The organism is Prosthecobacter sp. SYSU 5D2 (assembly GCF_039655865.1).
Lineage (GTDB): Bacteria > Verrucomicrobiota > Verrucomicrobiia > Verrucomicrobiales > Verrucomicrobiaceae > Prosthecobacter.
Map to the genome: position 1 here is coordinate 517,025 of NZ_JBBYXL010000001.1, position 22,284 is coordinate 539,308.

18 protein-coding genes are annotated in these 22,284 nt (G+C 59.7%); 6 read left to right on the top strand and 12 right to left on the bottom strand.

The window, feature by feature from the left end; genetic code table 11:
- Window position 1 precedes the first annotated feature (1 nt).
- The gene (locus WJU23_RS02160; RefSeq protein WP_346330882.1) at window positions 2-2,092 is read right to left on the bottom strand and encodes a TonB-dependent receptor; all 2,091 of its coding nucleotides are present in this window, start codon (window positions 2,090-2,092) and stop codon (window positions 2-4) included.
- A 195-nt stretch (window positions 2,093-2,287) separates the two neighbouring features.
- On the opposite strand from WJU23_RS02160, the gene WJU23_RS02165 reads away from it, so the two are divergent.
- Both WJU23_RS02165 and WJU23_RS02170 read left to right on the top strand, forming a co-directional pair.
- The gene (locus tag WJU23_RS02165) at window positions 2,288-3,268 is read left to right on the top strand and encodes an isoaspartyl peptidase/L-asparaginase (RefSeq protein WP_346330883.1); all 981 of its coding nucleotides are present in this window, start codon (window positions 2,288-2,290) and stop codon (window positions 3,266-3,268) included.
- Window positions 3,269-3,282: 14 nt separating this feature from the next.
- Window positions 3,283-4,425, top strand: coding sequence for a P1 family peptidase (locus WJU23_RS02170; RefSeq protein WP_346330884.1), 1,143 nt, complete (start codon window positions 3,283-3,285; stop codon window positions 4,423-4,425).
- 7 nt (window positions 4,426-4,432) lie between these two features.
- On the opposite strand, the gene WJU23_RS02175 is transcribed toward WJU23_RS02170, so the two are convergent.
- From WJU23_RS02175 to WJU23_RS02185, 3 genes are read right to left on the bottom strand one after another with little or no spacing between them, the layout of a single operon-like run.
- Window positions 4,433-5,290: a metal ABC transporter permease gene (locus tag WJU23_RS02175; protein WP_346330885.1), complete on the bottom strand. Its 858-nt coding sequence runs from the start codon at window positions 5,288-5,290 to the stop codon at window positions 4,433-4,435.
- Between the two features lie 8 nt (window positions 5,291-5,298).
- Window positions 5,299-6,078 carry an ABC transporter ATP-binding protein gene (locus WJU23_RS02180; RefSeq protein ID WP_346330886.1) on the bottom strand — a complete coding sequence of 260 codons (780 nt, stop codon included), beginning with the start codon at window positions 6,076-6,078 and terminating at the stop codon, window positions 5,299-5,301.
- Window positions 6,078-6,575, bottom strand: a complete 498-nt coding sequence (locus WJU23_RS02185; protein ID WP_346330887.1) for a hypothetical protein — start codon at window positions 6,573-6,575, stop codon at window positions 6,078-6,080. The genes WJU23_RS02180 and WJU23_RS02185 overlap by 1 nt, the downstream gene beginning before the upstream one ends.
- Before the next feature lie 207 nt (window positions 6,576-6,782).
- Between WJU23_RS02185 and WJU23_RS02190 the strand changes: the two genes are divergently transcribed.
- Together WJU23_RS02190 and WJU23_RS02195 are read left to right on the top strand one after the other, a co-directional pair.
- Window positions 6,783-7,526, top strand: a complete 744-nt coding sequence (locus tag WJU23_RS02190; RefSeq protein WP_346330888.1) for an FKBP-type peptidyl-prolyl cis-trans isomerase — start codon at window positions 6,783-6,785, stop codon at window positions 7,524-7,526.
- Window positions 7,527-7,676: 150 nt separating this feature from the next.
- Window positions 7,677-9,026, top strand: a complete 1,350-nt coding sequence (locus WJU23_RS02195) for a Gfo/Idh/MocA family oxidoreductase (protein WP_346330889.1) — start codon at window positions 7,677-7,679, stop codon at window positions 9,024-9,026.
- A gap of 56 nt (window positions 9,027-9,082) precedes the next feature.
- On the opposite strand, the gene WJU23_RS02200 is transcribed toward WJU23_RS02195, so the two are convergent.
- Together WJU23_RS02200 and WJU23_RS02205 are read right to left on the bottom strand one after the other, a co-directional pair.
- Window positions 9,083-9,658: a molybdenum cofactor guanylyltransferase gene (locus tag WJU23_RS02200; RefSeq protein WP_346330890.1), complete on the bottom strand. Its 576-nt coding sequence runs from the start codon at window positions 9,656-9,658 to the stop codon at window positions 9,083-9,085.
- A 40-nt stretch (window positions 9,659-9,698) separates the two neighbouring features.
- Window positions 9,699-10,958: a hypothetical protein gene (locus tag WJU23_RS02205; RefSeq protein WP_346330891.1), complete on the bottom strand. Its 1,260-nt coding sequence runs from the start codon at window positions 10,956-10,958 to the stop codon at window positions 9,699-9,701.
- A gap of 77 nt (window positions 10,959-11,035) precedes the next feature.
- On the opposite strand from WJU23_RS02205, the gene WJU23_RS02210 reads away from it, so the two are divergent.
- Complete coding sequence (locus tag WJU23_RS02210) at window positions 11,036-11,809, top strand: creatininase family protein (RefSeq protein ID WP_346330892.1); 774 nt, start codon at window positions 11,036-11,038, stop codon at window positions 11,807-11,809.
- Between the two features lie 32 nt (window positions 11,810-11,841).
- The gene (locus WJU23_RS02215; protein ID WP_346330893.1) at window positions 11,842-13,104 is read left to right on the top strand and encodes an MBL fold metallo-hydrolase; all 1,263 of its coding nucleotides are present in this window, start codon (window positions 11,842-11,844) and stop codon (window positions 13,102-13,104) included.
- Between the two features lie 23 nt (window positions 13,105-13,127).
- On the opposite strand, the gene WJU23_RS02220 is transcribed toward WJU23_RS02215, so the two are convergent.
- From WJU23_RS02220 to WJU23_RS02245, 6 genes are read right to left on the bottom strand one after another with little or no spacing between them, the layout of a single operon-like run.
- Window positions 13,128-14,063: a hypothetical protein gene (locus WJU23_RS02220; RefSeq protein ID WP_346330894.1), complete on the bottom strand. Its 936-nt coding sequence runs from the start codon at window positions 14,061-14,063 to the stop codon at window positions 13,128-13,130.
- Window positions 14,064-14,069: 6 nt separating this feature from the next.
- The gene (locus WJU23_RS02225) at window positions 14,070-14,903 is read right to left on the bottom strand and encodes a hypothetical protein (protein ID WP_346330895.1); all 834 of its coding nucleotides are present in this window, start codon (window positions 14,901-14,903) and stop codon (window positions 14,070-14,072) included.
- A gap of 4 nt (window positions 14,904-14,907) precedes the next feature.
- Window positions 14,908-15,834, bottom strand: a complete 927-nt coding sequence (locus tag WJU23_RS02230; RefSeq protein ID WP_346330896.1) for a MotA/TolQ/ExbB proton channel family protein — start codon at window positions 15,832-15,834, stop codon at window positions 14,908-14,910.
- 16 nt (window positions 15,835-15,850) lie between these two features.
- Window positions 15,851-16,498 (bottom strand): DUF4190 domain-containing protein, encoded by a 648-nt coding sequence (locus WJU23_RS02235; RefSeq protein WP_346330897.1) that lies wholly within the window; start codon window positions 16,496-16,498, stop codon window positions 15,851-15,853.
- Complete coding sequence (locus WJU23_RS02240; RefSeq protein ID WP_346330898.1) at window positions 16,495-19,518, bottom strand: hypothetical protein; 3,024 nt, start codon at window positions 19,516-19,518, stop codon at window positions 16,495-16,497. Before WJU23_RS02240 ends, WJU23_RS02235 begins: the two co-directional genes overlap by 4 nt.
- 2 nt (window positions 19,519-19,520) lie before the next feature.
- Window positions 19,521-22,274, bottom strand: coding sequence for a hypothetical protein (locus tag WJU23_RS02245; RefSeq protein WP_346330899.1), 2,754 nt, complete (start codon window positions 22,272-22,274; stop codon window positions 19,521-19,523).
- Window positions 22,275-22,284 lie beyond the last annotated feature (10 nt).

The following is a 22,284-nucleotide window of genomic DNA, read 5'->3' on the forward strand; positions in this document are numbered from 1 at the left end:
GTCAAAACCGCCACTCCACACCTAACCACAAGGATCGCGGCGCTGCGACAGTGCGGATACCGTCACCGCTGAGGCCGGTCTGAATCTGCTCATTGAAGAGATTCTCCACCCGCACCTGGAAGACCGCATTCTTCATCCGCCAGGAGGCTCCAATACGCACGCTGTGGTAATCAGGAATGACCCGCTGGGCCAGGGCGTCATCAAACTGCGACGAACCATATTCCCAGCCCGCGAAGAAACCCAGCCGCTCATTGGCACGCCATTCACCATTGGCGATCAAGCGCAGCTCTGGAGCCTGCGGGAAAGGTTTGCCTTTGAGCAGAGGCTGGTCCGGGGATTCACTAAATTTTGCCTGTGACCACAATCCGCGCAGGGCAAACGTCACCTCCTTGACCGGCAGCCACTCCACTTCTGCCTCGATGCCATACACACGCGCCTGCTCCACATTCCGCCGCTGCGCACCCGTGCCCCCAGGCGGTATGACACCAAAAATGTCAGCGATTTCAGCAGGGTCCGTCACCGGCACATTGGCGATGGCATCTGAGATCCAGTGATGATACAAGGCGGTGCTGAAGGTAAAGTTTTCCACCGGCTTCCAGGTCATGCCTCCTTCCAGGCTGAAGAAGCGCTCAGGATCCAAATTGGGATTGGCCTCCACGATGTCATTGCGCACGCGAAAGGGCCGGTGAAGCTCGTTCAGGCTGGGCAGGCGGTAAGAGGTTCCGGCAGAGAGCCGAGATTCCAGACTCTGTGACAAGGTGCGTGAAAGCTCCAGTGATGCCGAGGGCTCGATGCCATTCCGGTCTGGCTGGATGTCTTCGCGGAGCAGCACACCGTTCGCCAATGAGGTCTCGATGCGACGGCCATCCGTGAGCTGCCAGCCGTCCAGCCGCGCGCTGAGGGCGAAACGTGTCAAATCATCGGGCCGGTATTCGAATAGGCCAAAGATGCCTGCCATGGCCTGCTCACCCCCGGCCTCGCGCCGACGAAAGGTCCCCACATCTTCATGCGTGGCACCGGTCACCGCCCGCGCATCGGCACCGCCGGTGAAGCTCCAGCGGCCGCCCTCATCCCACCGCAGCGTCAAGGCTCCGCCCGTGCTGTGGGAAGGCACATCATACTGGTTCAGTGCCAGCGTCTCCGTCGTACGCGAAGGGTCCAGCGAGCTGAACACAGATTCAAATTGCCGCCTCTGATGATAAGCCAGCGCCTGCCATGACCAACCTTCCATTTCACCCGTGATGCGCAGGGCAAAGTCCAGGGCTTCCGTTGAATTGCCCGTGAGCGGAGTGCCGTTGCCACGCTCCTCTTTATAATAAGACACCATCGGCTCCACCAGGAGGCCCGGCTCAGGCACCCAGGCGAATTTTAAATCTCCGCCAAAAACATCCGTGACCAGCTTCCGGTCAATGGGACCGCGCTGCTCCGGTGGCACCGCATAAAAGCCATCTGTATGCAGGCCAAAGGCGGAAAAGGCAACGGCGCGTGTCTTCTCCTCATTGCTCATCACATGCACCATGGAGCCGCTGAGCGTGCCCTGGCTGCCACCACCCGCCCGGAGGGTATGCCGGTCTTCAAACGGAGAATGACTGCTCAGGTGCACCACGCCCGCCGGACTTTGGTTTCCCCACACAGCCGACTGGGCAAAGGGGACGATGCGGATGGAATCCAGCGTGGCCGGATCATAACGCGCCCAGTAAACCCAGCCGCCAAAGGGATCATTCTGCGGAATACCGTCTAACAAAACAAGCGTTCGCGACGCCGCCGTGGCACCCGTATTGCGCAGGCTCACACCCGCCGAGGTTGGATTGCCAAAAATAGAGGACTGCCGCCGGTACAGCGAGAAGGCAGGCTCACGCGCCAGCATCTCATCCACAGCACGGGGAGCCTCTTTCAGCAGCGTCTCACGGTCCCATTCCGCCAGCGCCGCGCCGACTCCCGAGCTGCCACTTCGTTCTGCCAGCACCACCACTTCAGGAAGCTCTTCCACCGTCTGAGCCTGGACACAAAACGACGTCCACGCCGCCATAAACATCACCGCCACCGCGCAACGATGCTGGCGGATGAGATGACGGAAGTGGAACCGCGACATATGAAGAATCGGGAGATAGACCGCGCACCTGCTCTCCTCAAAAGCAAAAGTCCGCGGGCAGATTCGTTTATGGCGGTCCGTCAGGCTGTATCGCGCACAAACAAAACGGGGATGAACCGTCCGTGCTTCGGCTTGCCAAGCGACCTGGATTTTCATATACCCCGCATAAACCCAGTGCATCTCTTCTCCCGCCCTATGATCTTCCGCATGCTCAGCCTCTGGCTTCTTTCACTTTCCCTGGCCCTTGCAGAAGCGCCCATCACGCTGGTGTTACACGGCGGGGCCGGGGTAGGAAAAAGCACCCTCACGGCAGAACGCGAAGCTGAGTGCCGTCAAGTCTTGGAGGAGGCTCTTCGCGCAGGCCATGCCGTTCTGAAGGCCGGTGGCAGCAGCCAGGAGGCCGTGCAGACCACGGTTGTGATCCTGGAGGACTCTCCCCTGTTTAATGCCGGGCGCGGAGCCGTGCTGACTGCTGCGGGCACCGTGGAAATGGATGCCTCCATCATGGTGGGCGCTACCGGCCAGGCCGGTGCTGTGGCAGGTGTGCAAGGTGTGCGAAACCCGGTCCGTCTGGCGGAAAAGGTGATGCTGAAAACGCCGCATGTGCTGATGACCGGGCGTGGGGCTGAAGAGCTGGCGCGTGAAGAAAAACTGCGCTTTGAAGAACCCGAATGGTTCATCACTCCCGCCCAGCGTGCACGTCTGGAACGGGTGAAAAAGCAGACCGGCTCCGTGTCCTCTCCAAGCGATCTCAGCCTGCGCATGGGAACGGTCGGCGCGGTAGCTCTGGATGCGGCAGGAAATCTCGCAGCAGCCACCTCCACTGGCGGCCTTGTTGGCAAACGCGCCGGACGGGTCGGCGATTCACCGCTCATCGGCGCAGGCACCTATGCGGAGAACGGCATCTGCGCCGTGTCATGCACCGGCCATGGCGAATTTTTCATCCGCAATCTGGTGGCTTATGACGTGGCCGCCCGCATGAAGTATGCGGGAACCGGCCTGGCTGAGGCGGCGGAGGAGATCGTGAATGACAAACTGAAAAAGCTGGATGCGCGGGGCGGCCTCATCGCTGTGGATGCCAAGGGCAACATCAGCACGCCTTTCAACAGTGACGGCATGTTCCGCGCATGGATGGGGCCGGACGGCTTGGCGCACGTGGCCATTTTTAATGAATAGCTTTCTGTTAGGCCATGAAATACTTTCCATCCCTTCTGGTTGTCCTGACCTGTGCGGCCACTTGCGCCTGGGGCGGTGACCAACGTGCCCGCGAGCTTGGGATTACTCCCGGTGTCATGCGCACAGGCGGCCTCAACGCCATCACGGATGTGCCTGGCTTGCGAGTCGGTCAGGTGACCTTGATGGAGGGGAAGGATGTCCGCACCGGCGTCACGGCCATCCTTCCCCATGGCGGCAATGTCTTTCTGGAAAAAGTTCCTGCCGCTGTCCATACCGGTAACGGTTTCGGTAAACTGGCAGGGAGCACGCAAATTGACGAACTCGGCAATTTGGAATCCCCCATCATCCTGACCAATACTCTAGCTGTCGGCATGGCCATGAGTGCCGTGGTGGAGCACCATTTAAAACTGGAGGGCATGGAAAACGTCCGCTCCATCAATGCGGTGGTCGGTGAAACCAATGACGGCGGCCTCAATGACATCCGCAGCCTGCCCATCCGCAAGGAACACGTCTGGCAGGCCATCACCCAGGCCAAGGACGGACCCGTGGCTGAGGGCAATGTCGGGGCGGGCACGGGCACCGTCGCCTTTGGCTGGAAGGGAGGTATCGGCACCTCCTCCCGTCGCCTTCCTGCTTCTGCCGGTGGCTTCACGGTTGGCGTGCTGGTGCAGAGCAACTTTGGCGGTGTCCTTCAAATAGACGGAGTGCCAGTGGACCGGGTGATGAACCGTCACCTCATGCGCGATGCCTATGGCAGCGCGGACGGAAGCTGCATGATCGTCGTGGCCACCAATGCGCCAGTGGATTCGCGAAATCTCAAGCGCCTGGCCTCACGCGCCATGCTGGGGCTGGCTCGTACAGGTGGTATCGCCTCCAATGGCAGCGGTGATTACGTCATCGCTTTTTCCACCGCCGAAGGGCTCCGCATTCCTCATGTGAAGGATGGTCTGCTGGAGGCCCCCGCCGCCTTGATGCGTAATGACACCATGACGCCTCTCTTTCTGGCCGCCATTGAGGCCACAGAAGAGGCCATCCTGAATTCCCTGTTCATGGCCACTGACATGAAGGGCCATCGCGGACGTCAGGTGCAGGCCATGCCCGTCGCGGAAGTGATGCAGATCATCCAGGCCCACCGGCCTGACCAGAAGGCTGAATAAGCCGCCCCTACACACGGCCCCTTTTGCTGAACAGGCCGTAACGGGGGCTGAAAATATACGCCAATAAAAACAGCCCGCCGAGCACCACGATGATGCTGGCGCTGACTGACCAGCCTAACGGATAGCTGAGAAAGAAAGCCGTCACGGAGCCAAAGGCGCCGATGAGTCCTCCGCCCCAAAACAAGGTGCGGGCATTGTTCGTCAGCAGGTAAACCGTGGCCGCCGGAGCCACCATCAGGCCGACACTGAGAATGCAGCCCACCGCCTGCAAAGATGAAATGAGCACCAAGATGGTGATACCAAAGGTGGCATAGTTTAAGAAGCGCACCGGCACCCCCAGGCTGGCGGCGATGTTGGGCTCAAAGAGATAAATGAGCAGCGGCCGCTGAAGCGCCGTCAGCGACAGCACGGCAATGGCGCTGATGCCAAAGGCGATCCACATGTCACTGTCCGCCATGCCCACGATGCTGCCAAAGAGCCATTCATCCAGCTTCTGGCGGACATTAAGCTGGGTGAGGATCAGATATCCCCCGGCAAAGGCAGTCGTGTAAAGGATCCCCATGGACGTGTCCTGATCCAGCCGGGAAGTGCGAGATAGAAAGATGGACCCCAGCCCAACAATAAGTGCGGCAAAGAGCGCCCCCGCCAGCGCGCTCCACTGGGACAGGCCCGCCACCAGCACCGCCAGGGCGATGCCCGGCAGCAGCGCATGGGACAGGGTGCCCACTTTGAGAGCGGACTTCCGCAGCACCACAAAGGCGCTGACAAAGCCGTTGGCAAAGCCGATCATCAGACAGGCCAGCAAGGCCCGTCGGGCGATGGGCTCCGCCAGGAAATCAGAAAGAGAAGGAAGGTCGGCAGGCATGGGAAATATCAGTGGTCGTAGGCCTGGGCGATTCGCTCCTTGGTGAAGGCCGTGGCCACTTCGCCATAGGCCACCTGGGTGCGTTTGATGAGCAGCACGTCATCGAAGTTTCCTTCCACCGTCTGCAGGTCATGATGGCTGGCGATGAGCAGGCGGCCCTCGGAGGTCAGCTCACGGAAAAGCCGCGCCAGGTTCTGCTGCGCGGGCCGGTCCAAGCCGGTGAAAGGCTCGTCTAAAAGCAGCACATGAGCCTCCTGCGCCAGCGCACGGGCGATGAAGGTACGCTGCTGTTGCCCGCCGGAAAGGGCACTGATCTGCCGGTCCTGAAGATCCAGCAGGTCCATGGTGGTCAGTGCGCGCTGGACGATGTCCGCATCATGCCGGGAATACTTCCGCCACCAGCCCAGGTTCGGATACCGCCCCATCTCCACCAGACCGCGCACGGTGATGGGAAAGTTCCAGTCCACATCCCCGCGCTGCGGCAGGTAAGCGATCTCATAGCTGCTGCGCGTCAGCGGTTTGCCCCGCCACAGGATGCTGCCGCCGTCTGTGCGCAGGAGGCCCGCCAGGGCTTTTAGCAGCGTGCTTTTCCCTGCCCCATTGGGACCGATGAGGGCGATACTGCGCCCGCATTCGGTGCCAAAGCTGATGCCGTCCAGCGCCAGCACCTCCTGGTAGCTCACCCGCAGGTCTTTCACCTCCAGCCGGTGGCCATGCGAATGCGTGCAGCCGCCCCCGCCCCAGCAGACGTGTTCTTTGCCAGACGCAGGCTCTTTGGATGCGTGCATTACCATGTGAAAGTGAGGACTTCGTTCAATTCCGTGCCGGAGGACCAGCGGGTCTCGCTACGGGTTTCAAACCCGTCCGGCTCCAGCTCAACGGTCAGTGCCGTCTCAGGAGTACCTTCCGGCCAGGTCGCACTGACGATCAGTTCATTGCCATCGTGCGACACCTCCATGCCCGCCTTGAATTCCACCGGCGAGGCGGACAGGTCCAGCTTTTCAGCCAGCTCCTCATCCCCCTGCATCAGGCTCACCGTCAGCGGGGCATGGGCAAAGCGCAGCCGCACCAGTACCGGCACCTCCACATGCTTGTGCTCCCCTTCAGGATGCTCGCTCCCGCCTTTTACCACGGCCACGCCTTCCCCGACTTCATGGTGATGCCCGCCGTGCTCCTGTGCAGCAGCCGCTTCTCCATAACCTTGCGTCAGGCTGGCCAGAGGAAAGGCCAGCAGGCAGAAAACAAGGCCAAGCAGGAAAAGCTGAATTGGTGGAAAACCGCGCATTAGTTGCAATAACGTCGAACGGTTCGGCATGGACGTCAACAGAGGAACATTGGTCCTTTTAGCCCCCGGCAGGTGCTTTACGCACCGCTCACAATCCTTCCTCGCGGTCCGCAAATCGAATCCGCAGGCATCTCCGGACGTCAATATTCCTGCGATTTTCTTCTGTTGACAGTACGCCCTTCTCTCCGAGGCTCGACGCCTCAACTCATGAAAGCAACCCTTCGTCTCGTCTGCGCCGCACTCGCCGTCGCATCTCCTCTGTCCGCCCAAACGGAAACTGCAAAACCTGCTGGCGAAGCTGCCGCACCTGCTGCATCTGCTTCGATGGACAAAGTCAGCTACTTTATCGGTTCACAAATCGGCGGCAACATCGCCAATAATTTCAAACAGCAGGGCATTGATATTGACCTGGACGCTTTCTTGGGTGCCGTGCGCGACCAGTTCGAAGGCAAGCCTTCCAAGTACACTCCTGAAGAGCTCGAAACAGCGATGAAGGGCTTTGAAGAAGTGATGAAGGGCAAGCAGGCTGAGCTTCAGGCCCAGCAGGCCGCCAAGGCGGGTGAAACCAAAGCCGCAGGTGCCAAGTTCCTGGCTGACAACGGCAAGAAGGAAGGCGTCAAAACCACCGCCAGCGGTCTCCAGTATGAAGTGCTGAAGCAGGGCGACGGTGCCAAGCCAGTCCCTACCGACAAAGTGAACGTCCACTATCACGGCACCCTGCTGAACGGCAAAGTCTTCGACAGCAGTGTGGACCGCGGCGAGCCGATCACCTTCGGCGTGCAGGAAGTCATCAAAGGCTGGACCGAAGGCCTCCAGCTCATGTCTGTGGGTTCCAAGTACAAGTTCTACATCCCGTCTGACCTCGCCTATGGCGACAACGGCGCTGGCGCAGACATCGGCCCAGGCGAGACTCTCGTCTTCGAAGTCGAGCTGCTGAAGATCGAGAAGTAATTCTCCCCCACCCCTCTTTAACCATTCACGGCTGCCAGATGAACCTGGCAGCCGTTTTTGCTTTTAAAGCTGGGGAATCCGGTCTTTTTATGACACTAATTGCACAAATCATGTCCTGACTGCGTACTGTCAGGCCTCTTTATTTTATCCATGAGCCCTAGCCAACCATCCCGCCGTTCCTTCCTCCAGACTGCTGTTGGAGCCGTCGCCGCCCCTTTCATCCTGCCTTCCCGCGTCTGGTCCGCTGAGACCGCCCCCAATTCCCGGATCAACCTGGGCTTCATCGGCATGGGCAAGATGAACAGCGGCCACCTGGGCAACTTCCTGGGCCGTGACAATGTGCAGATCACCGCCGTCTGCGATGTGGACACCACCCGCCGTGAAAACGCCAAAAAGCGCGTGGAAGAGACTTACGGCAAGAAGGCCGAAGGCAGCTACAAAGGCTGTGCCGCCTACAATGACTTCCGCGAGCTGCTGGCCCGCAAGGACATTGACGCCGTCGTCATCGCCACGCCTGACCACTGGCACGCCTACATCGGCATCGCTGCCGTCCGCGCCGGCAAAGACGTGTATGGTGAAAAACCCCTGACCCACAATGTCCACGAAGCCCTCACGCTGACCAAAGCCGTGCGCGACAGCGGACGCATCTTCCAGACCGGCTCCCAACAGCGTTCCAGCAAGGAATTCCGCGTGGCGGCCGAGTTGGTCCGCAATGGCGTCATTGGTGACATCAAGACCATCACGACTTCCTTTGGCGATCCCGCTCCCCTTTACAACCTCCCAGAAGAAGAGGCCGAGCCCGGCCTCGACTGGGATCGCTGGTGTGGCCCAGGCCCGCTGAAGCCCTATAACAGCATCCTCAGCCCGCGCGGCGTCCACACCCACTTTCCAAAATGGCGCATGACCCGTGAATTCGGCGGCGGCATGATCACCGACTGGGGTGCCCATCACATCGACATCGCCCAGTGGGCGCTCGGGATGGATGAAAGCGGCCCGGTGGAAGTACGCGCCGCCCCTGAGGGCAAAGATGCCATGCGCGGAGCCCAGCTCGTTTATGCCAACGGCGTGGTCCTCACCCACAATGATGGCAAAGGCGTCTCCATTTACGGCACGGATGGCGAGATCCATGTCAACCGCGGCAAGTTTGAGCTCATCCTCAATGGCAAAACAGTCCACAAATTCTTCGACAAGAACGCCGACAAAGGTACCTCCCTGGACCGTGAAGTCATCCTGACCGAGCGCGAGTTCCTCAAGGATGCCAAGGTGAAGCTTTACGAAAGCAAGAACCATCACGACGACTGGCTTAACAGCATCCAGACCCGTGAGCGGCCTATCTGCGATGTGGCCATCGGCGCCACCACCGTCATTTCCTGCCACCTGATGAATATGGCCTACTACTCAGGCACCAGCTTCAAGTGGAACCCCACCGAGCGCACCTTCGCCGAAGGCGGCGATCCCAAGTGGCTCACCCGCGACTACCGCGGCGAATGGGTGGTCTAACCATTACTGTCAGTTCGTTGTGGAACCCAGTGGCGGCCTCGCAAGGGGCCGCTTTTTCATTTCCCCGTCTGCTGCCACTCCTCAGGTGTATTGGCATTGGCAAAGAGCGTATTATCCATTTCTGATACCGGCAGGATTTCAGCCAATCCTTGGTTTTGGGCCTGCCGCAGCACCTGCCGAAGGCTGTATTGCCCCGCTTCAAATGCACCCTGTAAAAGCGGTAACATGGACGGCACATAAAGACCGGCCAGCGGCTCGATCCCATCTGCGGCAGTGAAGAACAGTCCGTTCTCGGGGGTAGTCAAAGCAACCGCTTCTTCCAAAAAACAGGTGGTCATGTTTGGCATATCCACAGCCAGCACCAGCAGCGGATTTTGCACCTGATCCAATAATGCCAACACCGGCCCCATGGGACCAACATCACTCCCCGGCGGATCGAAAAGCCACTTTATCTTCAGATCCACCGGCGCTGCCTCGTGCAATCCCTGCTCCTCCCGGCAGGCGATGAACAAACGCTCCGGCTGCAAGGCCTGTAACTTGCGCGCCTGCATCAACCACAACGGCTGGCCCTCACAGTCCAGCAGCGCCTTGTCCCGCCCCATGCGTACGGACCGGCCACCGGCAAGCAGCAAGGCGCAAAAGGAAGAGTGAGGCATCGCGATGAATCCGAAATTACTCAGAGCTCAAACCCACGCTATTGATGGCAATGACGAGATAGGCTTTAGCATCGGCGGCGGGTGTCTTGTCGCTAAAGGTCATCTCTGCCAGCGGTTTCTCCGGCGTGTCTCCATAGGTCATGCGCTGGAACAATGGGCGGCCAAATTTGCTCACGCCTTTTTCCGGCACTCGGCCGATCTCTTTGCCGTCGCGCTGAATGATGAACTGCTGGAGGCCGCTTTCCAAATCCGCCTTGGCCTCCCAGGAAATCACGCCGTCTTTCAAGGTCACATTCGTGGGCGCTGGCGGCGGAGTGTTATCCCCCACGGCACCTGTTTCCATGTATTCGGCCCGATCACCAACAAGCTTTTCGTTAGGCATCCAGGCGGATGATTCCTTTGGTCCTTCATACTGGCCGGCTGGCTGCGCTTCCATGCTGTCCATCTCAGACAGCCATCCATCGCCCACTTTCACTGGCCGCAAGGCATGTCCTTTTTCCGGCAGGCGCATGGCCAGGCAGGCATCCAGAAAAGGAATGGCCAGATAGCGGGAGTCTCCGCATTCATGACCCGTGCGTGGATCACGGGCAAAGGCGGCCGGAGCATTCTTGGCACGCCAGGCGGCAAACATGGCACGGTCGCCCACACGGGCCGGACCGTGGCGTTTGTCCTGCTCTTCTTTCAGGCCGCCGTTGAAGCACAGCGGCACCTGGTAAACGGCATCCGTCAGCTCTGGGCGCGGGATGTCCCCTCTCTCCCAGACATGGTAGGCGGAGCCTGAACGGAACCAGATGGCTGCGATCCGTTCCGGATGCAGGGCCAGCATGAGGCTGGACCAAAAACCGCCGCCGCTATGCCCCCACAGCGCCCAGGGTACCTGGGTGAGTTCAGGATGTTTTGACTGTTTGGCAAAGTCTTCCAGGCTGCGCAAAAAGGTCTTCTCGGATCCATTGCGCGGATCACACCACTGGCGGCAGTCCTGGCCATCGGCCTGATGATATGAAGGCCCCATGAGCGCACAATCATGCTTCTCCGCCAGCGCCTGCCAGTGCAGGTCATAGGCGGCTGTTTCACCGCCTTTGCAGGCCCCGGCCCCACAGCCGTGCTGATGCACGATGACGCCTCTGATTTTCTCCACCCCCTCAGGCACCCAGAGGGTGTAAGTCACTCCGTAAACAAGCTCCCCCGGTTTATCCGAGGCAGGGTATTCGACCGTGAAATAGGATCCCGCCTGGGCGAGGAGGGGAAACAGCAGCAGGGCGGCAAGCAATCGCATGGGACCAAGATGAGGGCAGACCCGCTGTCACGTCAAGATGCTTGGCAAAAGGCCTGCATTTGTGGAGTATTTCATTCATGCACCCGCCCCGCCCCTGGATCATCGCCGAGACTAACTGGAAACACGTCAAAGACACCCGCTATGAAGTGGCGGTTCTGCCCTGGGGGGCCACGGAGGCGCACAACTGGCACCTGCCCTACGCCACGGACAATCTGCAAAACGAAGCCATGTGCGCAGAGGCAGGCCGCCTGGCCTGGGAGGCCGGAGCCAAGGTGGCCGTCCTGCCTAACATACCATTCGGCGTGCAGACCGGCCAGCTCGACATCCCCTTTTGCATCAACATGAACCCAAGCACCCAGATGGCCGTGCTGGAGGATGTGATCTCATCCTTGGAAGGGGTCGGCATCCCCAAGCTGGTTCTCTTCAACGGCCATGGCGGCAATGACTTCCGCCAGATCCTGCGTGAGCTGCAAGCACGCCATCCCCGCATCTTCCTCTCGCTGGTCAACTGGTACAGCATCAGCAACGGCCAGGACATCTTCACCATCGTAGGCGACCATGCCGATGAGCGTGAAACCAGCCTCATGCTGCACCTCCACCCGGAGCTGGTCCTGCCTGAAACCGAATGGGGCCCCGGCATCGATAATCTGTGGAAAATTCCCGCCATGCGGCAGAAGTGGGCCTGGGCGCAGCGTGCCTGGTCGCAAGCCACCAATGACACCGGGTCCGGGGATCCCCGCCACTCCACGGCTGAAAAAGGCGCTCAATATTTCCAACGTCTGACGACCCAATTTGCCTCCTATTTGACGGACCTTGCCGCAGCCGACCCGGCGAACTTGTATGAGAAATAGCGAATGCCTTTCCAACCGCCAACTCCTCCACCATGAACATTCGTCATTTCGTACTCCTTGGCCTTTTGGGAGCGACTTCAATCAGCCAGCCAGCAATTGCACAACCAGTCGGTGAAGTGCTGGCCAGGCACTCTGCGGGCGGCCTGGACATCCACCATATCAATACCGGGGAAGGCAGCGCTGCGTTCTTCGTCTTCCCGGACGGAACCACCATGCTGATTGACTGCGGCCATCTCCTGGATGCTCCCCGACCGCCGAAGTACAAGTCTCCCCCGCTGCCGGATGATTCCCGCCCGCCTGGAGAGTGGGTGTCACGCTACATTCAAAAGTACCATCCTAAGGGCGAGGAAGGCTCCTTGGATTATGTGGTCTTCAGTCACTTCCATGGTGATCACATCGGCGGCCTGCCGGAACTGGCAAAGCAGGTTAAAATCCGCCATGTCTTGGACCGGGGCTGGCCCGACTATCAAAAGCCAACTCCGTTCACCGGTGAGGAAGCAGAACGATACCATGCCGCGCTCAAAGCCCAGACCGCGGAGCATGGCACCCAGGTCCACCGTTTTAAAGCAGGTGTGGACGACCAGATTGTCCTGCTGAACGAGCCGTCACTCTATCCAGAGTTTAAAATCCAGAACCTGGCAGCGAATGGAGAAATCTGGACCGGATCCGGGACCGAGGTACGGCAGCGCAGCGCCGCCCATGAAGCGCCCAATGAAAATGCCTGCAGCATCGCCATGCGTTTGACCCTTGGCCGCTTTGACTATTTTTCAGGAGGCGATCTGCCGGGCATCCCGGGCGGAGAGATCTCCAACAACATGCCGCTGATCAAGGCCCGTGCCAAACAGCCTGAATGGCGGGACATGGAGTCCCCGCTGGCCTGGGTCACCGGGCCGGTGGACGTGCTGCTGCTGAACCATCACGGCGGGACCGACACGACCAACGCCTTTTTCCTGAGCGTGCTTCAGCCGCGCGTCAGCATCGCCCAGACCTGGGCCAGCCGCCAGATGCCGCCCCAGGTGCTGGAACGGCTCCGCTCCGAAATCATCTATCCAGGGCCACGTGACATCTTCACCACCAACGGCATGTGGGATGGCCGCAAAGAACATCTCATTCAGGAATTCGGTGAGGAGACCGCCCTGCCCCACATCCAGAACCTGCAAAACATCACCGCCAGCCAGGGACACATCGTCATTCGGGTGGCTCCCGGCGGTGACCGCTATGCGGTCTATGTGCTGGATGATTCCGAGGAGTCATTTCGCATCCGGGCCGTACATGACGGCTATGAATCCCGGTAAGCCCGGCTCACCGGCCTGCCTTCCTACAGAGGCGGCGGTGCGGAACCTCTTTTGCTGAAATTCAAAACTTCATGCTCGGTGCAGGCTTCCACCCCATAGGGTATCCCGGCGTCCTGGATGAGCCGTACCAGGTCACGGAAAGTCACATAGGAGTCCGGATACACATACAGGGTGATGTAGCCACCAGTCTGCTTGTGCCGAAGGAAAAGCTCCTTCAGCCTGGTCCCATCCCGTGAGATGAACATGCCTTTGGTCTGGATGGGATGCGCCGTGAAGCTGCCATCCGCCTCAACGACCCGCCTGACGTTCAAGTAGGCATTTTTCTTCTCATCTGAAAGAGGGAAGATCTCGCCAAATTTCAGGATGACAGGCCGGCTGTCCAAAGTCTGGCGGCCTTCCCGTGGCATGCGGAGCTGCTGGATGCGGTCATTTTCAATCTCCTGCATCTGGCGGGAGATCTGCTCCACCCGGCCGGAGGAACTGGTGGTCTTGGATACCACAGCTTGAAGCTGGAGCATGATATCGGCGAGGCGCTGCCCCTCTTTTTTGGCCTGCTCACGCAGTCCGGCCAGGTCACCTCCCGGATCAGTATAAAGCGGGATGTCGTCCTGCTGGGCCTGGAGGGTGCGTTCATCGCGGTCAAACCGCAGGCGCTCCACAGTGGCGCGGAGGTCGTCGCGCTCGGCAGACAGCGCACGCGTGCTGCCCTGGTCTTGCAGTTTTAGCTCGCCGGACAAAATCTGCAGCCGCTGAAGCTCCTCGCGGGCCTTTTCCAAACGGATCTCCAGCAGCACGCCGGTGCCCTTGACATCCACCACAGCGGAAACCGGGTTTTCATTCGGTTCACGCGTGATCATCGCCAGCAGACAGGCAATCAGAATGATGCTGCCAAACACGTTGCAGAGCGTGTCCAAAAGCAGGTCAAAACTGTCACTGGGCTGGTTGCGGAGTTTCCTCATGGCAGGTTATTTCCTCTCCTTGCTCAGTTCGATTTCGGTACCTTCCTGAATGAGATCATAACCAATCTCATACCCCGCCTGCCGCGCCCGGTTGGTGATGCTTTCAAAGTGGGCGGCACCTGAAGGCTTGAAAAAGAATACCAGATAATGCGTCTGCGGCGACAGCGGTTTTAAGTTTGCCAGCAGATCCTGGATTGAATAGGCCGTGTGCACATCCCCGCGGTCAAACCTCTGGATCAACCACGGCACCTGCTTGACCATCACTATCACCGGCTCCTTGCCTGTATCGCTCCGCTCAGGCAGGACCTTCATGACATTGCGGCGCTCCCGGGTCTGGATCAGCTGTGCCTGGGCATCTTTCTCCAACTGCTCGGCTGCGGCCAGTTGCACAGCGGCATCCGCCACCCGGCGGGTGCTTTCAGCCTGGGAGCGCTTAAGATTTTCGATCTTGGTCAGCAGTTTTTGCCTCTCGATCTTCGCTTCCAGATCAAATTTGGTGGACGTCTCTTCTTCGCTGGACGGGGTGGCGGATGTGAGCCGTAAAATGGAGGCTTTCAGGGCTTCGATGGACCGCTGAAGCGACGCCTCATCCTCCACCGGCGCGGTTTGCAGGCCTTTCACCTCCTCTTTCAGCACGGCAATCCGTGCGGCCAGGTCCGCCAGCTCCGATTCCCGCAGATCCGGGGCATCTCCTTCCGTGCTCAGGGTGGGAGAGTCATCTAGATTCAGGGCCAGAAACACAGCGATCATGATCAGGAAACCGGTGGTTCCCGTGATGATGTCCTGAAAGGCGAAAAAGCCCGAGGCAGGAGTCGCCCGTCTGGAATATCTGGACCTCATGACGTCAGTTCTTCACGGAACTAAGCTTCAGTTTGCCAGCCACATGCTTGTGACAGATGTCATTGCAATCATCCAGAAACTCGGATTCGCGCGACTGCAGAAAGCTGACCGCCATCTGCAAAAGCAGGGCGCAGACAAGGGCGATCAGCGTGGTGTCAAAGGCGGTTCCTAAACCACCCGTAACCGTTTGCAGGGAGGAACGCAGGCTGTCCATCCCGGCCCCGGACTGGAGGGTGTTGGTGAACCCGCCGATGGCCTGACTGAGACCCAGCACTGTACCGATGAAACCAAGAACCGGGATGGCCCAGATGAAACCCTGGACCAATCCGTAGCTGGAGGCCACCTGCGACTCATCGTTCTCCGCCTGGATCTTCAAGATGGTGGCCACATCGGCGGCATGGCCAATGTTGTGCAAATTGGCCAGGGCAAGGTCAATGCGGTTGAGCAGCACAAAGTGATGGGGATTGTCCACCATCACGGACATGCGCTCCCGCACGGATTTGGCCGTGGCAGGCGTCAGCTCAAAATCCGCCTGCTGCGGCATCACCGGCAGGGCCAGCGCCTGTTGCTGGAAAGCAATTTTACGCCACTTGAAAAAGAGCATGGATGTGGCCCAGAAGAACAGCAACATCGTGGGATACGGCACAAGGCCCCGGTCCAAAAAGATGCTGGCCAGCCATTTCGTCTGCGCCAGCGGCTGCAAACCAAAAATCACGAGTGTGAAAAACAAGACGGTCAGCAGCAGCCCCAGCAGAAGCGGCAGCGTCTTGCCAGGATTGGTAAAGCGCCCCCCGCGAAAACCCATCCTGCGCTCAATGTCAAGACGCGACCAGTCCAGCAGGACCGGGGTGTTTTGGAAAGGGTTGTGGGGCATCGTGCTGGCGGCAGGAGATGTCTTTGACTTGGGCGGGCTGTCAGATGGATCAGACATGGGAAGGGGGGAGGTGTTAAGGCTGCAAAAAGAAGAAGGGTTTCAAAAAAATCTGGCCGAGGCCAAAGATCATCACCGCATAACTGATGGCCAGACCCGTCAGGGCCAGGCTCCGGCCGCCGAGGCCCGGCTGAAAACTGATCTGCACCAGGGCGATGTGACCGAAAACCAGGCTCAAAAGCCAGCTAATAATGCTCACATAAGGAATCCAGAAGCAGAGACTTAAAATCAGGCACGCAATGGCATGCCAGTTCGCATCGGTAAATGCCCCCCCAGGCTGCTCCAGTTCGCGCTTGAGCTTCATGTACTCCGCCGGAGACAGTGCCCAGGCTGATAATGGGGTGGGCTTATTGTCTCCCAGTTCCAGCTTTTGAGTGGAAGCAGCGTCGCTGACAGGCTGCACTGCCGGCTTATCTTCCAGATTGTCCCCGGAAGTCTCTTCCGCAGTCTCTTGTGGCCTCACTTCCGGTTTCACTTTGGAGGCTTCAGCAGGCCGGGGAAGGCTGTCTAAAAAATCCCGCAAGGGCTGCCATTGCCCGCCCGCGTGGATTTGATACAGGGAATGGATCGTTCCATTTTTCAAAGCCTCCCGGATCTCGGCCAGATCCCAAGGACCGAAACGCTGGCCGCGCCATTGAAGGTGGAACTGCCCGCTGGCATTCATGGCTGGGGGGGGGCCAGGAACAGAGCTTCACCTGCGGCAGGTGTACGTGCGCTGCCACTGCCAGTCAGGGCCTTTTCATACGCCGCCGTCAGTGCTGCGCGGTCCACCGGGATGATGAATACCGGGCTCAAAGGCTGGGCGTCGGCAGCCATGAACGGACTGGCATTGGCAGCCGGTCTGGCCATAAGCATTGGCTTGGCGCCGGAGGCGGAGAGCACCCACAGCTCGGGTGCGCCCAGGGCATTGTTTTTCAGGCGTAGGGAGAAGTCCGTCTCCACATAGCCTCCAAATTTGACACCGGCTTCGGCAACCGCCATCAGCAGTTCCCGCCGCGCCTTGGCTTCCTTGAGATAAACCCGCCGCCCTGCTTTCTGGAAAAAATCTCCCAGGGGACCTGAGAACCGGGTCCGCATGGAGGGGAGCATCCAGTCTTCACTGCGCAGCACCGTATCACCCAAGACGGCGCGCAACGCCGCCAGGTCTGCCTGCAGAGACGGTGACAGATGAAAACCCCAGGCCAGCGGCCTTGTGCTGGCCATGTCCTCCAGGCGCTGCATCAGAAAAGCTTTGGCCAACGGGCTGGCCTTGCTGTCATTCATCACTTTTTCCATGGCCTCGAGCAGGGAACGCAGGAACCGGTCTCCGTCGGGATCCGTCATGCGATTGAGCTGGAGCAGGTTCATAAGCTCGCTGGTCGCGCTCAGCCTGGAGGAGACCACCCCCTCCCCCCCCTTGCCACCGTTGCTAAAGGTCACCTGGCGGAATTCCCGGTCAATGTAGCTCACAGAACCCGCAGATTCCGCTGAATCAAAGGAACGGCCCTTCCAGCGCCGGGCATCGCCGATGACCACCTCCTCCAGCTTCCCGCTGGACCAGTAGGTTTTATCAGACCTGCGCCGGGAGAAGTCCGCCACATTGTTTTCCCAGACATTGTTCAGGAAAGGATCATCACGAAGTTCCAAAAGAATCCGCAAGTCCCTCTCCATGGGCTGCGCCGGAGCCATGTGAATGGTGGACACGTCTTCCCTCACCGCCTTGAGCGCCTCCACATTGCCACCCGTGATGAGGGTGGCCAGGAAGGCGGTTTCATCCGGCATGACATCGAGGACGACGGATGCGGGCGCTGCTTCCGTGAAGCGGATGTCCTGCCAGTCTGCCAGAGCCTTGGCATACTGGGCCAGGCTGTCCGCCTCGGCCGTCTGCTCCCGGACACGGGCAAAGGCATCAAGTTCACCCTGAAATGCAGCAACTCTCTGCCGCAGACCCAGGATGCGTGTTTCCAGGTCAGCTGGCAGGCGCAGAGATTCCACATCGGGATTCAGCGCCGCCTCCAGCACAGCAAGCCGGGCATCAAGCCGTTTCACATTCTCCGCCGTCTGGGCCACCGGCCGGTCGAATACCAGCGCCTGGGAGATTTCCTCTTCTAAAGCAGAAACCGCGCTGGCGGTATCGGTGCCATAGGTCTTGGCCAGGGTGGCAAGATGCAGGTCTGACCGCGTGCGCAAAACAGCCAGGCGGTTCCGCGCTTCGCTGGCCAGGTCCACCGGCATTTGTTTGATCAGATTGGACAGGTCTTCCAGCCCGCCCACGAGCTGGCCTGGGGCCAGACTGGTCGTCTCCCCCTGAAAACTGCCCTCAAGGCTGTCCAAAGTGGCGTTAGCCCGCTGCTCCAGCCCCCGTCCTTGCTTGGCCCAGGCATCCACCTCTTCCACCCGTGCCTGGAGAAAAGGCCAGCGCATGAGCAAAGGTTCATTTTCCCGGAGCTGGCGGATGAGCTCTTCCGCAGGCAGGCTCGTCTGGCGTGTCATGTGATCCGCCAGCTCACCTGAAAGCGTCTGAGCCTTCCAGGAATGAAGGGCCAGTGAGGCCACACCGGCCAGCAACAGCACTGCTGCCGCCGCCGACATCCAAAGACGCACACGGCGGGCACGCTGCACGCCACGCAGACGGGTGCGCAGTTCCTGCCCGGCACGGGTGATGCGTTGGAGCGTCTCATTGGGGACTGGCAGGCGGTAACCTTCAATCTCTTTCCACTGCCGGACAAAGGTTTCGTCCTTCTGGCTCAGTTCTGCATAGGACATGCCCGCCCCGGTTAACAGGCGTGCTTCCACCTCATCCACAAAGGCAAGGAAGCCGCGCAGACTCCTCTCAAAATTCCGCCGCAGTTCATCCTCAGCCAGTTTCTTCTGGTGATAGTGCGTCAGGGTGTCCAGAGCCAGCTTCTGGCCTTCATCCGCCGGTTCAATGGCGTGCTCGGTCATGAGCGCGGTGATGTCCTCCACCATTTCCCCGACTGCGCGCCAGTCTTCCCGGTCGTGGTGTTCCTGCATCTGACGGATCATGAGCGGCAGCCGCTCAGAGGCCTGGCGTGCCCGCCAGGAACGCCGGATGGACTCGGCCTGAACGTAGGTTTCCTCCCTCTGGAGTTTGTCTTTCGTGGCCAGGGTGGCCAGCTTTTCTGTCAGGCGGGAAATCGTCTGCTCATCATCCGTCTTGAGGAGCGAGCGGAGTTTTTCCACCGTTTCCTGATAATTTTTGTTGAGGAGACGTTGAAGCTCGGACTTGGCGTTGGCGTCCTTCGGGTTGAGCTTCAGAATGACGTTGATGATCTGCAGGGACTTGGCATCATCCCGGGCGAGGACAGCGGCACGGAAGTCCTTGTAAAGAGGATGGTTGGCGGTGATGCCCTTGGCATAAATCTTTTCCAGCGACTGGACGGTCTGGGCGCTCAGCTCAGGTGCCACCGGCAGTTCATGGGTCTCGCAAAATTCCCTCCAGGCCTTCTCTTCCCCAAAACTCAGCGCCGCCACCAGGTCTAGCAATGGCGGTTCCTGCTCGGCTGCCTGGAGTGCCTGATAGTCACTGCCTTTCTGAAGCATCAGGGCCACCTGCTCCAGTCGCTGGTCTGCCTGGGTACAGTGCTGGGCATAGTCACGGGCGGCCTTTTCGGCAGAAGGCGTTACATTGCCATCCTGAAGGGCAGCACGGATGGACTGAATGGTACGGGCAAGCTCTTTCACGATTACTGGGAGGGGGGTTGAATTTCCACCCGGCAGAGATTTTTCTGCCCGGAGGAGATCTCCTTCAGCATATAAGTTCCGGGGGGAAGTTCCAATTTGGGCGGAGGGGCTTTGGTCAGCTCTTCCAGCTGCAGGTTCAGTTTCTCAAGTTCCGCCTTTTTCGCCGCTATGGCTTCATTGTGAATGTTTACCCGGCCTTCACGCCCCGTCAGATTGCTGGCAAGCAAGTCGCGCAGGCGGCCTTCCATCTGAATGCCCTGCTCCAGAATGGCGATGCGCGAGTTCAGATCCTTGATCCTGGAGGCCCCCGGAGCAACGGTCTCCTGGCGCAGCCGGACCCGGTATTCCCCAGAGCTGTCTTCCTGGAGTTCATAAACAGCCAGTCCGGGCATGCTGCTGTCACGGCTGAGAGCAAACTGTGGACGCGGGATGCCGGCAATCTGAATGCGCCGGAGAAACGCATCGAGGCCGGAAATCAACACCTGGTTCCCAGACGCAGAGGCCTGAAAGGCCGGGGCGCTTCCGAAGTTCAAAAGTACCTCCGGATCCGAAACGACCACCCGTACCTCAAAGAGAACCTTTTGACCGTTGGCTGTGCGGGCGACCAGCCTGACGTCCTGCTGGAGTTCCGGCAGATGGGTGATCCGGTTGTCTGAAAAAGCGATCTGCCGGTCCCTGCCGGCCATTTTGGACTTGCTGTAAACCAGGCTGCCGCCGCTTTGTGACTGGGTGGCATTCAACGGCCATTCTTCCAGATTCCGTCCACCGGCCTGGGAGGATAAAAAGACTTTCATCCCATCATCCACAGGCAGACGTGGAATCAGGCCAAGGTCCGGTGCCGGGCTGGCCCGAGGGTCCAAAACCAGCAAAAAAATAGGATAGGTGCCCCGGACATCTTCATCTCCTGAGGCCTGCGTGGCAGGCACGTTCAAAGCGGACTGAGGCCCGCTGGCAGGCATGGGGAGAGCGGCCACCGGATCCGGCATCGTGAGCTGCGCAGGCGAAGACGGCATGGCTCCTGGAGGCAGATCAGGCCTGGTATCAGGCTCCGGGACCGAAGGAGAGGGCGTGGCGGCTACGGCTGGGGAAGGCCGCTGGCTGATGATCTGTTTGGTGAACCATGAAGGGGCATCTGCCAGGACTTTTTCTGGCACTTCCGGCAGCAGGGATTTTTCAGCCGCGCTGGCTTTTTCCGCGCTTTCCCAGTGGGAGAGCCAGGCGGGCGCCTGTGTGGAAGCATCCAGCGACGTTAACAAGGCTTTCCATTCTGAGGCCTTGCCCTTGGGTTTGGGGCCGCCGCGCAGGACGGTCAGAACCCGCGCCGCCAGGGCCTCTTCAGCAGACACCGCCTGCTCCACAGGCCGGTCAAAGTGCTCGGTCAGTTTCTTCCAGGCCCGTTTCTCGGCATCCACTTTCGGCTTGGCCTGGGCCATCATCTCCACCGGTGGTTTCACCGTCCAGTCGGCTGAAAGCTGGGCCGCCTGGTAACTTTCGGCCCAGTCATCATGATCTTCAAGAAGCTCTTTGAACTGGTCCGCAGGGTCCATCCTGGCAGGCATGGGTATCTCCTTGGCAGACCCCGGTGCCAGCATGCTTTTCCTGATTTCCTTCAGCGCCGTTTCATGTTCGTCAATGAGCTGCGGATCCTCCTGGCTCTTCAACCACCTGGCCACCTCTTCGTGTTTCAGACTGTACTTTTCCCATAGATCATCCACCCGCTGCTCCATCCTCTGTTGAGAAGTGGCCGCCTTTTTTGTCTCCTGCATCTGCCAGAAAAACGCCCCGGCGACTGCCAGGAGTATGGCGCTTGTCACCATCACCCCCGCCAGGAGCAACCGCCCTTTGGGCTTTGGCCTGGCCAACGGCTCGGGTGCCCAGGCCCCTGCGGTTGACATGGGAGAAGTCGCTGCGGGGCCTTGGACCGGGAGGTCATCGGCAAAAGCATCATCGTTTTCAGGACTGTCCGCCAGCGCAGTTTCCGTGATCATCGGCCGGGCACGGGCGGCCGCCGGTGGTGGCGGCAGCTTACCAGGCTGGGTGAGGTCAAAGATAGGACGGGTGGAGGACTCCTCCTGAGGGCGCTGTGGGGAAGTGGCAGCCACTCCCAGCCAGCGAAAGTCCCCAATTTCATCCCCTGGCTCCAGACAGGTGGTGAAAGTGACCTCCCAGGCACCCTGGCGGTCCTCACACTGACTTTCGTGGAAGAGCTTCAAGGCATTGGCTCGCGCTGGAAGGATGACATAGCAGCCGCGTCTGGCATTGGCGCTGTAGGGGAGCCTGGCATTGGCCTGGTCACCGGTTTCCTGCAACCATTCGGTGCCAGGACGGCGGCTCATTTCAATGAGGGAAATTTCATCTCCAGGATCCAAATAACGCGGGCTGCTGTTCCAGCTGCTGCGCCAGTCCATCCCCAGCAGGACATCCGCCGGGGTGATGCCCTGCGCGACGAGCGTACGGATCTCCTTCAGTTCGGCAATCAGGTGATGGGCGATGTGGCTGGTGCGTCCGGTATAGTCCGACCCACAATCGCGGATGCAACTGAGGACATGGTAGGTGCCGGCACCGGCAGTGACGATGCGATGGCTGTAAATGACCCGCTTCGGATCATGCCCGGGCTGCCTCGAAAACTGGCTAAACCGCTCAATGGCGGAGGACAGGATGCCGCTGATGGCACGATGCCGCGCGACGGTGCCAAAGCCGGTCCTGCCCGCATCCAGGAGACGCGGTGCGCTGGTGTAAATAAGCTGCCAGGCCATAACGCGGGTA

Excerpts from the sequence above, each read along its gene's own strand:
- WJU23_RS02175 (WP_346330885.1), bottom strand. The coding sequence starts at position 5,290 with ATGCCTGCCGACCTTCCTTCTCTTTCTGATTTCCTGGCGGAGCCCATC.
- WJU23_RS02165 (WP_346330883.1), top strand. The coding sequence starts at position 2,288 with ATGATCTTCCGCATGCTCAGCCTCTGGCTTCTTTCACTTTCCCTGGCC.
- WJU23_RS02215 (WP_346330893.1), top strand. The coding sequence starts at position 11,842 with ATGAACATTCGTCATTTCGTACTCCTTGGCCTTTTGGGAGCGACTTCA.
- WJU23_RS02210 (WP_346330892.1), top strand. The coding sequence starts at position 11,036 with ATGCACCCGCCCCGCCCCTGGATCATCGCCGAGACTAACTGGAAACAC.
- WJU23_RS02190 (WP_346330888.1), top strand. The coding sequence starts at position 6,783 with ATGAAAGCAACCCTTCGTCTCGTCTGCGCCGCACTCGCCGTCGCATCT.
- WJU23_RS02235 (WP_346330897.1), bottom strand. The coding sequence starts at position 16,498 with ATGAATGCCAGCGGGCAGTTCCACCTTCAATGGCGCGGCCAGCGTTTC.
- WJU23_RS02170 (WP_346330884.1), top strand. The coding sequence starts at position 3,283 with ATGAAATACTTTCCATCCCTTCTGGTTGTCCTGACCTGTGCGGCCACT.
- WJU23_RS02180 (WP_346330886.1), bottom strand. The coding sequence starts at position 6,078 with ATGCACGCATCCAAAGAGCCTGCGTCTGGCAAAGAACACGTCTGCTGG.
- WJU23_RS02225 (WP_346330895.1), bottom strand. The coding sequence starts at position 14,903 with ATGAGGTCCAGATATTCCAGACGGGCGACTCCTGCCTCGGGCTTTTTC.
- WJU23_RS02205 (WP_346330891.1), bottom strand. The coding sequence starts at position 10,958 with ATGCGATTGCTTGCCGCCCTGCTGCTGTTTCCCCTCCTCGCCCAGGCG.
- WJU23_RS02185 (WP_346330887.1), bottom strand. The coding sequence starts at position 6,575 with ATGCGCGGTTTTCCACCAATTCAGCTTTTCCTGCTTGGCCTTGTTTTC.
- WJU23_RS02195 (WP_346330889.1), top strand. The coding sequence starts at position 7,677 with ATGAGCCCTAGCCAACCATCCCGCCGTTCCTTCCTCCAGACTGCTGTT.
- WJU23_RS02230 (WP_346330896.1), bottom strand. The coding sequence starts at position 15,834 with ATGTCTGATCCATCTGACAGCCCGCCCAAGTCAAAGACATCTCCTGCC.
- WJU23_RS02160 (WP_346330882.1), bottom strand. The coding sequence starts at position 2,092 with ATGTCGCGGTTCCACTTCCGTCATCTCATCCGCCAGCATCGTTGCGCG.
- WJU23_RS02220 (WP_346330894.1), bottom strand. The coding sequence starts at position 14,063 with ATGAGGAAACTCCGCAACCAGCCCAGTGACAGTTTTGACCTGCTTTTG.
- WJU23_RS02245 (WP_346330899.1), bottom strand. The coding sequence starts at position 22,274 with ATGGCCTGGCAGCTTATTTACACCAGCGCACCGCGTCTCCTGGATGCG.